We start from the raw sequence: 16,383 nt of genomic DNA, 5'->3' as shown, positions 1-16,383 counted from the left end.
AGGCGGTTATTGATTGCGTAATTTTTTAAGACGAGCTTGTAGCTCAGCCAGTTTTTGATTTTGTAATTGAATCTTTCTTGTATAGTCACTGAGGGCACTGCTGGTCTTCGTTAACTGCTGTGCTTGTGAGGCAGTGTTTTGTCTTGATGCTTTGAGTGTGGCCAATATGTCGGTACTGATGCCGTTACCAGTATTAGCTGCGGCTTTTGCCTGTGTGCCATCTGCATTCCCATCGCGTCCAGGAGCGAGTACAGAAAACTGTGCTTTGGGTAGCGTTCGTGTTTTGGTGGTTACAGGCTTTTCAGGGCGTTTGGCTGCAGTAGCTATCTCAGAAGTCGGCTTGGATGATTTTGGCACAGGCGTCATTGCAGTAGGGGTATTCACTCTGCGGCGATATTGTCTTTGAGCATTAATGGCCGCTTCTAGGTTTTGCTGTGAGGGTATGACATCGTAACTGGGTAGACTGAGCTTGGCATCAGCTTTTAATTGATCGGCATCTTTATTGATAAAGGCATCAGGATTCTGTGATTGGATTTGTTTCATCACCGTTTGCACGTCTAGATTGTTTTCTTGTGCAATCTGCTGCGCAATCATCCATAAGCTGTCGTTATTCTGTACTTGATACTGATGAGTGGTATTAGAGGTCACACTGCTATCAGAAGGAGTTACGCGATTATTAAGTGCGACGGTATTAGATGTGGTGCTAGTATCGACACTGTCTGTTGGTAAACTTTGCACATTGTTGTTTGGCGTTGGCGCAGCGTTTTCTGTGACCAAGGTTGCAGCATTTAGAGTATCGTTTATTTTACTACTTGGCTGTATTTGGCGTGTGACCTGAATGCTCAATGTATCAAGCGACTTATTCGTAAGTAACGGATCAGCTGTCTTTGCCTTTTTGCTCGCATTGACCTCGTTACTACTGCTATTTATGACAGTAGGCTTGTCACTATTTTTGCCACTTAAAGGCTGATTGCTTAAACTCAGTGCAGAAATACGTTTGTCATCAGTAGTACCCAAGTTATTAACAGCGGCGCTAGCGCCTAAAGGCGTTTGATTTGGGCGAGAGGGCATATAGGTAGGTGCACTACTCTGTGTGGTAGCGGTTAGTAAGGGTGCTTGGATACGAGATACTGGTAGGTTAGGCACTGGTAATCTAGACATGTCTAGGTCAGTTGTTGGCGCTGTTACTAGTGAGGTTTTCGGTTGTGTCAGCGTGGATGATGACAGAGCCGACATTGAACCGAGTGGCGGCGGCGCGCCCTTTCGTAGCATCAATGGTTTTGATATAGTGGGAGAAACGCTTGGCAAATTTGGTTTTTTTACACCAGTGACGATATTCTTGGCCGTATTAATAGGCAGGCTATTACTCAGCGGCATCAGCAATGTTTTTGGCACCATATTGCGCTGGCCGTTGTCATTGATCGCCAAGACCACATCAGCAAAAGGCTTGGATACCGGCTGTGAGGTGGTGATGAATACCTCTCCACTGGTGGCTGAAGTCGGTTGAAAGCGCACCGATATAGAGTCAGTCGGTGTCAAGCCCATCTGTTGATAGATGATAGGATTGGCCAGACTTGCAGAAAAGTCAGCAGCTCGGATATTACTAATGCTGATACTGGCGACTAAAGGCTCGTGCTGTGCTGAAGTAACCACCGTTTTACCAATGGTTGCAGCTTGTACACTTGATATGAGGGATACATAGCTCACAGAACATAGCAATGCCATCGATACCGCGCGATGTATAGTAGTCAAGCGACGAGAAAGATGACAAGACATGAGCAGTCCTTTAGAGTATAAGTTGTCTATGCTTTTATAACAAAATACTAGTTAGTTTACCAGTTTATTTCAGAACTGTTGTGACTAATGAAAAAGTGTCTATTTATTGTTTACTGTGTTTTTTTATCGAGTAGCATCGCATCGCCATAACTAAAGAAGCGATATTGTTGTTCAATAGCATGTTGATAGGCATGCTCAATAGCGGCTTTGCCGGAGAACGCCGACACGAGCATAAGTAAGGTTGATTTTGGCAAATGAAAGTTGGTTAACAGTCTATCTATCACACCGAATTTAAACCCTGGATAAATAAATATATCGGTATCGCCCGACCAACTAGACAGTACTTGTCCATCGATTGCCGTTTTTTGATAGGCCGTTTCAAGGACTCGCGTTACTGTCGTCCCAATAGCAATGACTTGATGGCCATTTGCATGGGTTTGATTGATCATATCAGCAGTAGTTTGTGGCAAGTGCGCATATTCACTATGCATGGTATGGTTGAGTAAGTTATCTGTTTTTACTGGTGCAAAGGTGCCTGCGCCAACATGCAACGTCACAAACGCTGTATTAATGCCTTTTTCAGCAAGTTTGCTGAGCACTGACTCATCAAAGTGTAAACTTGCGGTAGGCGCAGCCACGCTGGCAAGTTTGGCAGGGTCATGAAATACCGTTTGATAACGAGTATTGTCAGTATCATCAGCATGACGTTCAAAATAGGGCGGAATAGGCAATTCACCATATAGCTCTAAATGTGGCAGGATAGGCGCATCAAATGCCAAAATAAATAAGTTATCTTGACGTCCAATCATCGCAGCATTCATATTGCCATCCGCCAGTTGCAAGCGTTGGCCGAGCTTAAGTGCTTTACTCGCCTTTACATGACACAGGGCAATATGCTTTTGGTTGATTGACTTGCCATTATTATCTTCTAAATGCAATGTGATACTCTCTAGATCAGACATACCCACCAAGCGTTCAATCAGCACCTCAAGTTTACCGCCAGTATCCTTTTGCCCAAATAATCGCGCTTTCATTACCTTAGTGTCGTTGAACACAATCAAGTCACCCTTACTCAATAAATCTGGCAACTCAGAAAATAAGCGGTCTTGTGCCTGTGCTGCCTCTGTTTGTGTATGAGTAGGTAAATAGAGAAGCTTTGAGGCAGAACGCTGCGCCAATGGATAACGCGCAATTAAGATATCCGGTAGCTCATAATCATAATCTTCCACGCTTAGGTAATCTAAGACATCAGGGGTTTTATCAGTATCGATTGGGGTAGTAGAGTCAGTCATAATCAGTCTTTCGGTAGATAAGGATTTTGGCATGATTGTAGCAGAAATGGCTATATAGGAGGGTCTTTTACTTTAGAACTATCATACATAAAATATGATTAAAGAAGATAAATAGCCTAAGCATAAAAGCAATTAATCTCTATCAATATCATGGTTAAGGATTCAACACACTCTAATACGGTCAATTAAAGATAAAGGTAAGGAATAAGAACTGGTCTAACATTTATTCAAATAAAGTCAGTTGAGGTAATAACTGGCTGGCAGGCGTTAAGGAAGAGAAAGTCACACCGACCAGACGAATAGGAAGATGACGCGGAACGCTCGAAAAAAGCTTGTCTAGCCAGTAATGTGCAGATTCAGCAGTGTCAAAGGATGTTGAGAGCGTATGCGAACGTGTGATTTGAGTGAAGTCGGAGTACTTTATTTTCAAGGTAATAGTATGAGCGACAAGCTGTTTTTTGTGCATCTGATTAAAGGCATCGCTATTTTGCTCATAGATCTGTACACGCAATTCATCGTCATTGCCTAAATTGTCTATAAACGTGGTCTCTGAACCAACGGATTTATGAGTACGTTCAGATTTGACAGGACGCTCATCGCGGCCATGAGCGATATCATGATAGAACTGACCGCGTTTGCCAAATTCCTGAACCAGTGTCTTAGCTGGCACACCTCGAAGATCTGCGCCATTACTGACACCCATTGCATACAAGCGCTTTGCCGTTGCTTTACCGATACCATGAAAGCGTTCAATAGGTAGTGTACTGATAAAAGCCTCAGCCTCTTTTGGAGTAATAATGGCAGTGCCATTGGGCTTATTAATATCAGAGGCAATTTTGGCCAGCATTTTATTGAATGAGACCCCAGCAGATGCTGTCAGTCCTGTTTGCTCTAAGATTTGCGCTCTTAGCCAGTTTGCCATTAATGTCGCTGAGCCTTTGTGCACCAATAAGCCTGTGACATCAAGATAGGCTTCATCCAACGATAATGGTTCAACATGAGGCGTCAAGCTATACATAATACGTCTTATGTCGTCACTCACAGACCGATATACCTCAAAACGAGGCCTGACAAATATCACATCTGGGCATCGCTTACGCGCCTCATAACATGACATTGCCGAACGTACACCAAACGCCCGCACCTCATAACTGGCTGCTGCAACGACACCGCGACCATTTGGATCGCCACCGACTACTAAGGGCTTGCCACGTAATTCAGGGAAGTCACGCTGTTCCACACTGGCATAAAAAGCATCCATGTCTATGTGAATAATCTTGCGAGGGCTGGTATGTATAGAGGTCATCATAGCTATCATTTTACCCCATATAACGACCATGCTTTGATATCGATTATTAGACTCTAAAATACATTTTTGTATACATTACTATTAGCTAACAATAGTATAAAAATATTTATATATATCAAAAAATAAATATAGTATAAAGTTAGTTATCTAGGAATAAGGAGGCTTATATATACTGATTGGGTGGAATAAAAGGTAAATTACTGTTCTGTATATGTTTTTATGTAGATGTATAATAAGACGCATCACTTTTCCATACCGTTTGTCTTAAAAGTCTTACCACTTGTCATAAAAAATAAATTGATTGTTACAGTGATGATTCTATTACTTTACAATAAATTATCGATAGTAACAAATTGCTATGAAGAGTGAACGCTGACTTTTGTCATGCGCTATTAGCTAAAAGGATAATACTGATAGCTCATACCAAAACGATAAGTCAGAGACGGGTATATTGTTTCTCTGACGTCATTCATAGAGAACAAAGGATAATTAAGGAGCTGATGATGAGTAAGTTAGAAGGAAGTGACTTGACCCGAGCAATGCTCGAACATGATGCTCAAGAAATATGGTGTGCAGTTTGTGATGAGAGTGATGAGCGTGCCATGACAGAGCTTTGTGGTAATGACTTTACCGCTTATATTGTCTCATTTCATGATGGGTACTTTTATTGTACGGGCGGTATGCCCTGGAAGTACGCTGTACCAATAAAGATAAGTGCTGTTATGCAATGTGAAGTAGCAGTATAGACATATATGTAATAGTAATATGAGTGGCAGAAAACACATTGCCATAATAGGCCATAAAAAATAGGCACAAAAAAACCTCCGAAGAGGAGGCTTGTTTGTACTAAATATTGGTACCAGTGGTCGGACTCGAACCGACACGCTTATTAGGCAACGGATTTTGAATCCGTCATGTCTACCAATTCCATCACACTGGCATGTTACAAGATAATGTTTATTAAATAAATATTATCGAATTGGGTTACAGGGTTAACTCTGTATAGGCTGCGTATTATATCAGCATATATTTTAGCGTCAAGGATTATTTTCTATAAAATCGAAAATAATCCTTTTTTATGCTTATCTATCCTACGAAAGCACGTTCGACAGCATAATCAGCTTGAACACCCATACGTGGAGATACCGTCAATCCAAAATCATCTAGAATGGCTGATACTTCAGCATTGAATGGCATGCTGCCACAAATCATGACACGGTCATCTTCTTTATTGATTGGCGGTAGACCGATATCTTCAAACAGCTTACCTGATTTCATCAAGTCGGTGACACGGCCTTGGTTTTTGAATTCTTCACGTGTAACGGTTGGGTAGTAGATGAATTTTTCGCGATACCATTCACCAAAGATCTCATCGTTAGGCAATTCATTTTCGAACATGTCGCGATAGGCCAAATCATGGGCATGACGTACGCCATGAACTAGGATGATTTTATCAAAGCGCTCATATACTTCAGGATCTCGTGCCAATGATAAGAAAGGCGCAAGTCCTGTACCTGTCGAGAGCATATATAGGTGCTTACCTGGTAATAGATCGTCTAGTACCAAAGTACCAGTCGGTTTTTTGCTGACCAATAACTCGTCACCCACTTTGATGTGCTGCAAGCGTGAGGTCAATGGACCGTCTTGAACCTTAATAGAAAAGAACTCTAACTGGTCTTCATAGTTCGGACTAGCAATCGAGTAAGCACGCAATAGAGGTTTGCCATCGACGACGAGTCCAATCATCGCAAATTCGCCATTACGAAAGCGTAAGCCATCGTCACGAGTGGTTTTGATACTAAATAGAGAGTCATTCCAGTGATGAACCTCTGTGACCGTTTCGGTGCGAAGTTTTGACATAAAGTCCTCGTTAATAAGTTGTTATTTGTGTGTTAAGTTTGAATAAGTATTAAATCAGAATTTTCAATGTTAGATTGAACATTATAAAAACGTATCAGTCTTTTAATCGTTGTCGAAACTGCTATTTTTATGAACTAGTAAATGATGAATAAGCGAAGTAGAGATATTTTATCAGCCTATATACAGCCAACTATTACCTCATTAGACATAGTAGACTGGTGTCAACAATGACAGTATTATTAGTCATATTGCCCAAATGTAAATGACTCTCATCAAATTTCTTGCTCATAATACCAAACTTTAAAATAAAAATCCGTCTAGCAGTGATTGTCTAGCATGATAAAATGGAATATCGTTAGTGAGTAATTTTGTATCATTTGGCAAAACTGCTTTATCAGGGCAGTTTTGTATTACTGGAGTTGGTCTATGCTTGATGAGAATCCACTGTTAGATAACTACCATCAAGCTCCTTTTATCGGCTATCACCGTGCCCCGCTTTCACAAAAATTCGGTGTGCCGCGCCAGCCAAGCCTAGTCGCTCTGACTAGTGTCATTGAGATGTTACCGCCTTACGATACATCTGCGGCCTTCGAAGGACTAGAAACTTTCAGTCATATATGGGTTAGTTGGCAATTTCATCATAATTATCGAAAAAAAGACACGCATCAGACAGACAGCAGCTTTCGCGCACAAGTGCGGCCACCAAGGTTAGGTGGCAATCAAAAGATAGGGGTATTCGCCAGTCGCAGTATGTATCGACCTTCAGGATTGGGGTTGTCTGTGGTGACGCTTGATCGGATTGAAATAGTAGAAGGCCGCGTATTACTGATCATCAAGGGCGCTGATATGATAGATGGCACACCCATTATCGATATAAAGCCCTATGTGGCCTACAGTGATGCGATCATGGATGGAGAAAGTGGCTTTGCGCCAACTGCGCCAGCGCTGCTAGAGGTGACGATGACTACACCAGCCTATGAGCAGTTTATGACAGTAGTAAATGCAAGTCAGACTGGTGAGATTGATAGTAATAACTGCGATAACGTCAATAATCGCGATGCTATAAATAATCAAGATGCTAGCCAAGCGTTAAAAAACGCGACGATTGTATCGAGTATCTATAAAGTACAGAGTCAATTGCTTGTCTCTGATATGATAATCATTCAAGCACTCATCGCGCAAGACCCAAGGCCTGCCTATCGCCGTAATGAGATCGACAAGTCTTTTGTGATGCGTTATAAATCGATTGATGTGAGCTTTCAATTGATAGACTCAGGGCAACTACAGATAACGACTGTAGTGGCAGTATAAGTGATACTATCCTCGATGATAAGTTTGCAATAACCATAGGTTTTCACTTAATAGAAGAAGAGATGTATGTCTGCCCAAAAATATTCGATTGTGATTGATTTGCGCTGGTGCTTAGACGAATTACTGGCGGACAAGGTGATTGATCAGCGCGGCTATAACTTAGTGATTACTAGCCGCCGTAATCAAGCACAGCATCCACTGCTGACGATTAGTGAGTTTGGCTTGCCTAATGGTCATGCTAGCGATAGCAATAGTGACAATAAACTGACGCTGGCATGGCTAAATCAGTGGCTCGCGGCCAAAGCAGACATGCCACTCGTTCGGATTGATCCATTAAAGATTGATGTTCCTGCAGTGACTCAGCTCATGTCGTTTGAATACGCGCGTTCACAGCATATCTTACCAATCGAAGTTGGCTTAGCTGAAGTCATTATCGGGACAGATCAGCCTTTTTATACCGACTGGCACTCAAGTATCGAAAAGTTGATTAAATCGAAAACCTATCGTACGGTCTACATCAATCCTGAGCAAATCAATCGCTATCGTCAAGAGTTTTATCAAGTCACGCAAGCGATAGCAGGGGCAAACAGCGTACATAAGCGTGCCGCAGCTGATGTCACCAATGTCGAGGCATTGCTACAACTGGGCGACAATACCAACCCAGACGCGAACGATCAGCACATCGTGAGAGTCGTTGATTGGCTGTTGCAATATGCGTTTGAGCAGCGTGCCAGTGATATTCATTTAGAGCCTCGCCGCGAGACGGGTAAGGTGCGTTTTCGTATCGATGGTGTACTACATACCGTGTATGAGATGCCGCTTGCTATCATAGTAGCGGTGACCGCACGTATCAAAATTTTGGGGCGGTTAAATGTTGCAGAAAAACGCAGACCACAGGATGGTCGCCTAAAGACGCGAACGCCAAAGGGATTAGAGACCGAGCTGCGTCTCTCTACCATGCCCACCGCTTTTGGTGAAAAATTGGTCATGCGCGTCTTTGATCCTGAAGTGCTGGTGCGCTCGTTTGCTCAGCTTGGTCTATCGGGTAAGCAACTTGAAACGTGGCATGAGATGACCGCACATCCTAACGGTATCATCTTAGTCACAGGGCCTACAGGGTCAGGTAAAACCACGACGTTATATAGCACCCTAAAGCAGCTAGCAACCGAGCAGGTGAATGTTTGTACGATTGAAGATCCGATTGAAATGATCGAGCCGGCTTTCAACCAAATGCAGGTCAATCCAGGCGTCGATTTGCACTTCGCTGATGGTATTCGCTCGTTGATGCGTCAAGATCCGGACATTATTATGGTTGGGGAAATTCGAGATGCAGAAACGGCGAACATGGCGGTACAAGCCTCACTGACAGGGCATCTGGTACTCTCGACATTGCATACCAACGATGCCCCAAGCTCACTCACTCGTTTGCACGATTTGGGTATTCAGCCGTTTTTGACGTCAGCGACCATACTAGGTGTGATGGCCCAGCGTTTGCTACGTACGCTATGTCCGCATTGCAAAAAAGCCATGGACGTGATACCAGACAGCGAGATAGCCATTCAGTGGCAAGAGCTGGTACAACCTTGGCGTGCGCCAGTACCCGCGCAGATTTATACGGCGCAGGGCTGTGAGCACTGTCGACATACGGGCTATCAGGGTCGCATCGGTCTCTACGAGATCATGCCGTTATCCAATGAGCTAAAAAAACTCGTGGCAGCAGATGCAAATTTAGATGTGCTCAAGCAGCAAGCGTATCGCGAAGGGGTACAGCCACTACGTCTATCAGGTGCAAAGCGTATTAGCGAAGGGCTAACGACAATCGAAGAGGTGATGCGCGTGGTGCCTTTACACTAAAAGATAAAGCGAGAAAACGCAGTTGCCAATTTCATATTTGCTTAACGCTCCCAGCGTACGTTTTGGCGAATAATTTTTGCTGGCGTGCCTGCAATCATGCAGTTCGGCGTTGTGACTGGTTTATTGACAAATGAGCCAGCGGCGATGATACAGCCACTAGCAATAGAGACGTTTTTGGAAATGGTCACATTGGCGGCAATCCAAATATGATCTCCCAATATAACGTCTGAATGTGCTTTGTTTATTCGTACATCGGATGCTATATCGTATACTTTATGCACGTCAGTGGCGCGAATTTCGATACCACGAGATATCATGCAAGCTTTACCAATGCTCACGCTTTTGTCACGTGCCAAAATATAGCAGTCAATCGCGGTAGTGCGTTCACCGATATGAATGTGCAGATAATTACCAACGATTAATAGTTGCCCAGAGAATTTGACCCGTTCTCCGATAGTGATGTGATTGTGGCTGCCATTGATGTCAATTTTTAGCTTGTTGAATTTACCATGCTCACCGATGGTAATTTGATTGTCATGACCTTTACGAATAGTAATGGTTGAATTGCCGATAATCTGTGCCTCTTTAGCAATATCAATACAGTTGCTTGGGCAAGATAGCTTTTATAATCGGTGGCAGGCTAAGGATTTTTTTATGGTTCATAATAGAGGGCTTATGGGAATCAGTAAAAATACTCAAGGTATTTGTTAGTAAAGCAGTCCTAGTAGTGTACCGTCAAACCGTCCTTGAAAACAGCACCCTTTAGAGCAATCAACACAGCCTAGCGACTCTTAATTTTTTACAGATAATGTTCCAATAACGAGATTATTTATGTTTACAGATACTCATTGCCATCTTAATCGTTTAGATTTAACCAAATATGATGGTCAGCTGTCCGGTGCAATTGACGCGATGAAAGCTGCTAATGTCACCCGTGCCATGGCCATCATGTGTGATTTTGCCGAATATGATGATATCGTCAATATTGTTAGCACTTATAGTGATGACACCTTAAATTTAGGCATGAGCGTGGGCATTCATCCTTGTGAGGACATGAGTGTCTTGCAGTCAGCGACAGTAGAGCGTCTGATAGAGACTGCCAAGGCTGATTATGTATGGGCGATAGGCGAGACGGGGCTTGATTATTACTGGTCAACAGAAAACAAAAAAGAGCAGCAGGACAGTCTTGCCCGTCATATTCATGCTAGCCAACACTTAAAAAAACCACTCGTCATTCACATGCGCGATGCCAAAGAAGACACAATCGATATCTTAAAAAGTGAAGGTGCTGAGCATGGCATCATTCACTGCTTTACAGAAGACTGGGAAACGGCGAAGCATGCTTTAGATTTGGGCTTTTATATCTCATTTTCGGGAATCGTCAGTTTTAAAAGTGCACAACAAATCAAAGATGCCGCAAAAAACATGCCTAGAGATCGATTGCTTATCGAAACCGATAGCCCTTATCTAGCACCTGTACCGAAGCGCGGTCGACCCAATGAGCCAGCCTATGTACCTTACGTGGCAAGTTGTATCGCAGACATGTATGGGTGCAGCAGCCAAGAGGTCGGTGCACTCACCGCAAAAAACTTTGAGAATTTACTGGCACAGTATCATTAAAATGGTTATGCTATGACCAACCAGTCATTTAACTGATAATCTCATGGTTTCATTCTTTTTAGTATGCATAATACTGAATGCAACCATATGATTATTTAGAAAACATAAGCATATTTCCTATTGTGGTCCTTGAGCAGTCTTTGTATAAAATCATACTCTTATTGCCAATATACTGACATAAACGATGGTCGTATGCTTAATCTTGTCATGTTTTAGGAGAGATTATGAGTCGTCAGCATCAGTTTAAGGCACGAGAAGAGAACATTTTAGCGATGGCAGAGCAATTGCTACTTGAGTCAGGTGATGGTGATATTACTTTAGACAGTTTGGCAGACCAGCTTGATTTGGCTAAAGGCACACTATACAAGCATTTCTCCAGTAAAGATGAGCTATACCTGCGTATTATCATTCGTTATGAAGAGCAATTGTTTGATATCAACCGTATTGATGACTGCCCATCGGCAGGCGTTGCTCGTATGATTTTTCAACAATTATTTAATCCGCAAAAAGCCATGCTGCTCAATCAAATCGAAGAGCGTTTGGCAGCATCGGTCACTGGACTGAACCGTCTGTTTGGCGAGCTGTATGATATCCGCCGTCAGCGTATGAAGCGTTTGATTGATATCATCAGTACCTACCTAAAAGATGAGCACAGTAGCCTTAGCACGCGCGATTATTTATCGTCTATCTGGGCGATGGGTCAGGGCGGTGCAGGGCTGTTGAATTCAAGTTTTTATCAGCGTTATCTGGGTCGCCGTGATACCTTGCGTTATGCGTTCGTCCAACAGATGCTTGAGTTGCCAAGTCATTACCCTGCTGCTGATGATGAAGTGATGGATGAGGATATGCAGGAGTTGGTCGAGCAGATCGATACAGAATCAGAAGAGCATCGCAATACCAATTATTAATATGCTTATCACATGGCAGATAATACAATAAAATTTTTAAGTGTCCGTGCTGTCATATCTATTGTGGCAGTACGTTCAATGCTACTTGCTCACAATCGGCACATGCCTATTAGTATCATGCCTATTAGTATCATGTCTATTAGTATCATGTCTATTAGTATCATGACTGTCGTAGCCACTCTCAGTTAATCATTTTATATACCACCGCCTCAGCGTAGGCTTATAGGTGCAATATGCCGGTCACTGTCAAAAATCAGTCCAGCTCAGTGACCAATCGCTCTGTACCTTTAATCAATCAGTTCTCACGTATTCATACTTTAAAGACCCTATCACCATGCCATGATGGTGACTTATCTTTCATGCCAAATAACACTTGCAGTCGCTCATCTAGGCTACCAAACCACACACAGTCGCAATTAGGTTTTACCTTGGTCGAGCTCGTGGTAGTGGTGGTGATTTTGTCTATCTTTGCAGGTATGATGAGTTTGTCTGTCGGGAGTAGTGAGTCCCGGAAAAACCGCGCATTTTATGAGCACCTGACCGACTCGTTGAATTATGTGCGTTTGCTATCTGCTGAACGTATGCAGCCGATGGGCTTGAGTTTGCAAGCAGACAAACAGGGTCAAGTGTCGCCTGTTATTGTCACCTTATCAAATCCTTATATTGCTTATCAAACTGCTGATATCGCATCAGGTAGCATGGACAGTCAACCCAAAAACTCAATGGAGCTGTCTGCAGATTTGAGCGGTATGTCAGGCTCTACTGGAGAGCCGAAGCCAACACCGAGCTGGGAGATTGAGCCAGAGGTGAGCTTGCCTGAACTGCCTGACGGCGTCAGTATCAGAGTTCAGAGTTTGGATGCTAGCAATCCATCAAGCACAGGACAGACGCTGCAGCCTTGGTTCAGCAATCAAACCGTACCGCAGATATTGTGGTTTGGTACGGGCCAAGCAACGCCTGTGACTATTGAGGTGCTTCATAACTCGCGACTGGTAGGGGACGTCATTACGATAATGCCTGATGGTAGTATGATGATGGGACAGGGGTTATAGTGGATAAGTTTTCTAAAAACGCTACGCTGAAGAATAAGCCTATGTCTTTGAAATCTAAGCGTGAGAGCGGCTTTACCTTGATTGAGGTGATGGTCGCTCTAGCTATTTTGGCAGTGGTGGCAGTCGCTGCCAGTCGTGCCAGTAGCGCTTATCTGCGCTCGGTTGATATCTTGCGCACCCGCACACTTGCACACTTTGTCGCACAAAATGCAGCGGCCGACCTGCGCATTCAAGATACCTGGCTGACAGCCAATCGTACTCAAACGCTCAATGCTCAAGGTCGTGATTGGCAAGTAACCATGACCGTTGGTGATGCTATTACACCCGCATTAAAAGAAGTCAATATTGCCGTGGCACCTATTGTAGATGGACAGACAGGCAATTCCGTCACCGATATTAGTGTGATGCTAAGTAATACTGAGCAAGACATGGGTAGCTTAGATTTGAGTGGTATGGCTCAGGGCAGTGCTGGACAATTGGGGTCTGGCCTATGAAGTATCAGCGAGGATTTACACTACTTGAGCTGATGGTTTCTATGGCGATATTTGCCATGCTAGCCGTTGCAGGCTGGCAAGTATTTGATGGCGTCAATCGCGCACGTGAGCGCGCACAGGTTCACGCTGATCATTTGGCAGTACTGCAATACGCCTATTTACAATTACAGCAAGACATGGCACAAGTGATACCCTATCAGACACCTAGTAGCCAAAACATCAGTGCGACAAATAACAATACAAATGCTAGTGACAGCACTAATAGCAATACCCAAGCAAAGGAGATAGCACCTGAGCCATTTATGAGCTTAGATGGTGAACACGTCAGCTTTGTACGTTTTGCTGATCCTGATCCACGCTATCAAAGCAGTACCAGTGTCCAACGTATCGAATATATATTCACTGATGAACGACTGATTCGTCGGCAATATACAAGCCTTGAAGGTGATAGTGTCAGTTTGGACAGTGTGCTATTAGAAGGTGTGACTGCTGGGCGCTGGCAAGCTTATATGCCAGAGCCGAGTACTGAGTTTCCCACTAATGATAGTGTGGGTAGTAATGTTAGCAGCAGTGCAAATATTGCATTGGCGCAGATGGTAAACGGCGCGAGCACCGCGCCAGATGCAGTTATGCTACCGAAGGGTATAGCTGTGAGCTTTACCTACCAAGATATGCCGATCACTTGGCAATGGGCACTTGCGCCACAACCGATATCACAGCGTCTGCCAAATACGAATGGTCACCCAAATAGCACGAATACCAATGAGGGCAATAATAGTGGTAATAGCAATGATGCTAATAACAACAGCGACACAAGCAATGGCAGTGTCGAAAATGCTAACTAATAAGACAGTATCTGATAGAAAAGTCGTCTCTAGCCTGCATCAGGTGTCTCATAATAAAAGCCATACACGTCCATGACAGGTCACTCTCAGCGTGGCGTCGCACTGCTCACTATCTTATTATTGGTGGTGAGTATTACTGTGGTGGCAGGATCGATGCTTGCCAGCCAAAAGGTGGCTATCAGGCGTAGTGGCTTATTGTTTGATCAAAATCAATTGCTACAAGACATCAATGCAGGTCAGCAATTAGCAGTGACGATGATTCGTGCTGATAGCGAGCTCAATGGTACGGATAGCGAGCAAGATATTTGGGCGCAGCCGATACCTCCTTATGCATTGGCAAACCATAGCATCAGTATTGAATTGCGCGATGAATCTGGTCGTTTTAACCTTAATAATTTATATCAAAATGGTGCCGCTGACCCTGTTGCTTTGGCTATATTTCAGCGGCTGCTGACACAATTAAATCTAGAGGCAGATATCGCAGTTGCAGTATTGGATTATCAAGATACAGACAGTGATGTCTATCAAGATGGTGGTGATGAGAGTGCGGTATATGCATCGTCGTCCAATGGCACAGCACAGCAAAAGCTACCAAATCAGCCTCTCGTTAGTGTTGATCAACTGCAGGAAGTTCGAGGGGGGAGTGCGGAGGTGCTAGCAGCATTGCGGCCTTACGTTACGGCAGTGCCTTACTACGTGCCTATCAATGTGAATACGGCCAGTCCGGTATTGCTAGCAGCATTGATTGACGGTGGTAGCAGTCAGCAGATGCAAGGGTTGGTCGATATGCGTGAAACCCGAGCACTGACGGCTATCGATGAGTTATGGCAGCTACCAAGTTTGAGTGCTCTGGATGAAGCGCAGCGTACAGCGCTTGCACCACTATTAGCAGTCGATAGCTCAGCCTTTTTGGCACTGGTCACCGCGTCTGATAATGCCAATAATACTGGTCAGACCAGACAGCGATTTGCCACTGTATTGATTAGTAAGATGGCAGCTAATGATGGTCAGGCCAGTAATAGCGCAACTAATGGCAGCACCAATAATAATGCCGTCAATAGTGCTATTGACGGCAAAGTGTCTGAAGAGGTGAAGAAAGAGGTGAAGATAGTCACGCAGCGACTCTGGGCATTTCGACCCAGTTTTTAATCAATAATTGTCAGCGGTTTATAGTTAAGCTCAAATAATTGATGTAGAGTCAATCCTCTGTAAAAGAGATACAGCGTTAACCTCGCTTGAAGTATCACCTATACATCTGCACTCGGTTGCCTTGACTCTCTTTTAAATTGAATCAACTATAGCGGATTTATATGTATTTGACTATATCAGTCTCTCAGGCGTGTTTCTTCGGTAGATTTCCAGTTATAAGCACCATAGAACAACATCTGTGCTTGGCGTGTACAGTTGTGTAGCATCAGCTGTTTGTTCTCTTCGATCTCTTCTAGATCGATCTCATCATCATGGTCTTCTGTATAGGTCAGCTCCAACCAATCAATAATCCAAGAAAAGAACATGTTGACGCCAGCCTCGGCCAATAGACGACGATCATAGGCATTGATATGCGTAAAGGCTGGTTGTAATGCCAAATCGTCAGCCAAACTCTGAGCGTGCTTCTTAACCAATTCGTTGATGGCTTTTCGCACCGCTTCTGAGCCACCATAGCGTTCACTGACCAAAAACTGCCAGTAGTAAGGCTGGTCGCTGACCATATGTAAAAACAATTGAATGCTCTTGGCAATTTGGCGATCAAAGCTACGCTTGCGTCCAATCTGCAGGCTGTCACTTAGCGCCGCTAGCGTACCGCCCAATTCCTCAATGACCAGAGCGCGACCAAGCGATTCCATGTCATCGAAATGTCGATAAAACGCAGTCGGTACTACGCCAACCTCGCGCGTGACTTGCCGGAGGCTAATGGAGCTAAAAGATTGCCCTGTCATACATAAATCGAGCACGGCGTTAAAAAAGGCGTGCCGAGTTTGAAGTTTCTTTTGTTCGCGACTGCTCATAATATTTCAAAATTGTCCGATAGGTGTTTATCATACTCATTTCAACGCATAAATAC

Annotated in this window: 15 protein-coding genes and 1 tRNA gene; 9 read left to right on the top strand and 7 right to left on the bottom strand. The window is 43.8% G+C overall.

Annotated features, from left to right (window positions below):
- Positions 1 to 6 precede the first annotated feature (6 nt).
- From IP485_RS02260 to dinB, 3 genes are all read right to left on the bottom strand, one after another.
- Positions 7 to 1,776, bottom strand: a complete 1,770-nt coding sequence (locus IP485_RS02260; protein WP_198325814.1) for a FimV family protein — start codon at positions 1,774 to 1,776, stop codon at positions 7 to 9.
- Positions 1,777 to 1,886: 110 nt separating this feature from the next.
- Positions 1,887 to 3,068, bottom strand: a complete 1,182-nt coding sequence (gene queA, locus IP485_RS02255; RefSeq protein ID WP_227686369.1) for a tRNA preQ1(34) S-adenosylmethionine ribosyltransferase-isomerase QueA — start codon at positions 3,066 to 3,068, stop codon at positions 1,887 to 1,889.
- Between the two features lie 223 nt (positions 3,069 to 3,291).
- Positions 3,292 to 4,377, bottom strand: coding sequence for a DNA polymerase IV (dinB, locus tag IP485_RS02250; protein WP_198325812.1), 1,086 nt, complete (start codon positions 4,375 to 4,377; stop codon positions 3,292 to 3,294).
- A 503-nt stretch (positions 4,378 to 4,880) separates the two neighbouring features.
- Between dinB and IP485_RS02245 the strand changes: the two genes are divergently transcribed.
- Complete coding sequence (locus IP485_RS02245; RefSeq protein WP_227669407.1) at positions 4,881 to 5,123, top strand: hypothetical protein; 243 nt, start codon at positions 4,881 to 4,883, stop codon at positions 5,121 to 5,123.
- Positions 5,124 to 5,231: 108 nt separating this feature from the next.
- Here the strand turns inward: IP485_RS02245 and IP485_RS02240 are convergent.
- Positions 5,232 to 5,317, bottom strand: a tRNA-Leu gene (locus IP485_RS02240).
- A 146-nt stretch (positions 5,318 to 5,463) separates the two neighbouring features.
- Positions 5,464 to 6,237, bottom strand: coding sequence for a ferredoxin--NADP reductase (locus IP485_RS02235; protein ID WP_194362995.1), 774 nt, complete (start codon positions 6,235 to 6,237; stop codon positions 5,464 to 5,466).
- Positions 6,238 to 6,663: 426 nt separating this feature from the next.
- Here IP485_RS02235 and tsaA point away from each other — a divergent pair, with 426 nt between their 5' ends.
- Together tsaA and IP485_RS02225 are read left to right on the top strand one after the other, a co-directional pair.
- Entirely contained in the window at positions 6,664 to 7,548 is an 885-nt protein-coding gene (gene tsaA / locus IP485_RS02230; protein WP_198325811.1) for a tRNA (N6-threonylcarbamoyladenosine(37)-N6)-methyltransferase TrmO, read from the top strand.
- 66 nt (positions 7,549 to 7,614) lie between these two features.
- The gene (locus tag IP485_RS02225; RefSeq protein WP_198325810.1) at positions 7,615 to 9,402 is read left to right on the top strand and encodes a GspE/PulE family protein; all 1,788 of its coding nucleotides are present in this window, start codon (positions 7,615 to 7,617) and stop codon (positions 9,400 to 9,402) included.
- A 41-nt stretch (positions 9,403 to 9,443) separates the two neighbouring features.
- On the opposite strand, the gene IP485_RS13730 is transcribed toward IP485_RS02225, so the two are convergent.
- Positions 9,444 to 9,758 carry an acyltransferase gene (locus tag IP485_RS13730; protein ID WP_227686368.1) on the bottom strand — a complete coding sequence of 105 codons (315 nt, stop codon included), beginning with the start codon at positions 9,756 to 9,758 and terminating at the stop codon, positions 9,444 to 9,446.
- Between the two features lie 475 nt (positions 9,759 to 10,233).
- Here IP485_RS13730 and IP485_RS02215 point away from each other — a divergent pair, with 475 nt between their 5' ends.
- From IP485_RS02215 to gspK, 6 genes are all read left to right on the top strand, one after another.
- On the top strand, positions 10,234 to 11,022 hold the full coding sequence (locus IP485_RS02215; protein ID WP_194362999.1) for a TatD family hydrolase: 789 nt from the start codon (positions 10,234 to 10,236) through the stop codon (positions 11,020 to 11,022).
- 224 nt (positions 11,023 to 11,246) lie between these two features.
- Positions 11,247 to 11,930, top strand: coding sequence for a TetR/AcrR family transcriptional regulator (locus tag IP485_RS02210; protein ID WP_198325809.1), 684 nt, complete (start codon positions 11,247 to 11,249; stop codon positions 11,928 to 11,930).
- Between the two features lie 233 nt (positions 11,931 to 12,163).
- On the top strand, positions 12,164 to 12,982 hold the full coding sequence (locus tag IP485_RS02205; protein ID WP_198325808.1) for a prepilin-type N-terminal cleavage/methylation domain-containing protein: 819 nt from the start codon (positions 12,164 to 12,166) through the stop codon (positions 12,980 to 12,982).
- A 41-nt stretch (positions 12,983 to 13,023) separates the two neighbouring features.
- Positions 13,024 to 13,476 (top strand): type II secretion system minor pseudopilin GspI, encoded by a 453-nt coding sequence (gene gspI / locus IP485_RS02200; protein ID WP_198325807.1) that lies wholly within the window; start codon positions 13,024 to 13,026, stop codon positions 13,474 to 13,476.
- Positions 13,473 to 14,321: a type II secretion system minor pseudopilin GspJ gene (gspJ, locus tag IP485_RS02195; RefSeq protein WP_198325806.1), complete on the top strand. Its 849-nt coding sequence runs from the start codon at positions 13,473 to 13,475 to the stop codon at positions 14,319 to 14,321. Before gspI ends, gspJ begins: the two co-directional genes overlap by 4 nt.
- Before the next feature lie 72 nt (positions 14,322 to 14,393).
- Positions 14,394 to 15,470, top strand: a complete 1,077-nt coding sequence (gspK, locus tag IP485_RS02190) for a type II secretion system minor pseudopilin GspK (RefSeq protein WP_198325805.1) — start codon at positions 14,394 to 14,396, stop codon at positions 15,468 to 15,470.
- Between the two features lie 176 nt (positions 15,471 to 15,646).
- Here the strand turns inward: gspK and IP485_RS02185 are convergent, their stop codons facing one another.
- A complete protein-coding gene (locus IP485_RS02185) occupies positions 15,647 to 16,327 on the bottom strand; it encodes a TetR family transcriptional regulator (protein ID WP_194363005.1) in 681 nt (226 codons plus the stop codon).
- Between the last annotated feature and the right edge of the window lie 56 nt (positions 16,328 to 16,383).

The organism is Psychrobacter sp. NG27, assembly GCF_016106655.1.
Classification (GTDB): domain Bacteria; phylum Pseudomonadota; class Gammaproteobacteria; order Pseudomonadales; family Moraxellaceae; genus Psychrobacter.
This window is presented reverse-complemented; position numbering and strand designations above follow the sequence as displayed.

Coding starts and splice junctions, on each gene's coding strand:
- dinB (WP_198325812.1), bottom strand. CDS start 4,377: ATGATGACCTCTATACATACCAGCCCTCGCAAGATTATTCACATAGAC.
- IP485_RS02260 (WP_198325814.1), bottom strand. CDS start 1,776: ATGTCTTGTCATCTTTCTCGTCGCTTGACTACTATACATCGCGCGGTA.
- gspK (WP_198325805.1), top strand. CDS start 14,394: ATGACAGGTCACTCTCAGCGTGGCGTCGCACTGCTCACTATCTTATTA.
- IP485_RS02205 (WP_198325808.1), top strand. CDS start 12,164: ATGCCGGTCACTGTCAAAAATCAGTCCAGCTCAGTGACCAATCGCTCT.
- tsaA (WP_198325811.1), top strand. CDS start 6,664: ATGCTTGATGAGAATCCACTGTTAGATAACTACCATCAAGCTCCTTTT.
- IP485_RS02215 (WP_194362999.1), top strand. CDS start 10,234: ATGTTTACAGATACTCATTGCCATCTTAATCGTTTAGATTTAACCAAA.
- IP485_RS02185 (WP_194363005.1), bottom strand. CDS start 16,327: ATGAGCAGTCGCGAACAAAAGAAACTTCAAACTCGGCACGCCTTTTTT.
- IP485_RS02235 (WP_194362995.1), bottom strand. CDS start 6,237: ATGTCAAAACTTCGCACCGAAACGGTCACAGAGGTTCATCACTGGAAT.
- gspJ (WP_198325806.1), top strand. CDS start 13,473: ATGAAGTATCAGCGAGGATTTACACTACTTGAGCTGATGGTTTCTATG.
- IP485_RS02245 (WP_227669407.1), top strand. CDS start 4,881: ATGAGTAAGTTAGAAGGAAGTGACTTGACCCGAGCAATGCTCGAACAT.
- queA (WP_227686369.1), bottom strand. CDS start 3,068: ATGACTGACTCTACTACCCCAATCGATACTGATAAAACCCCTGATGTC.
- IP485_RS02210 (WP_198325809.1), top strand. CDS start 11,247: ATGAGTCGTCAGCATCAGTTTAAGGCACGAGAAGAGAACATTTTAGCG.
- IP485_RS02225 (WP_198325810.1), top strand. CDS start 7,615: ATGTCTGCCCAAAAATATTCGATTGTGATTGATTTGCGCTGGTGCTTA.
- gspI (WP_198325807.1), top strand. CDS start 13,024: ATGTCTTTGAAATCTAAGCGTGAGAGCGGCTTTACCTTGATTGAGGTG.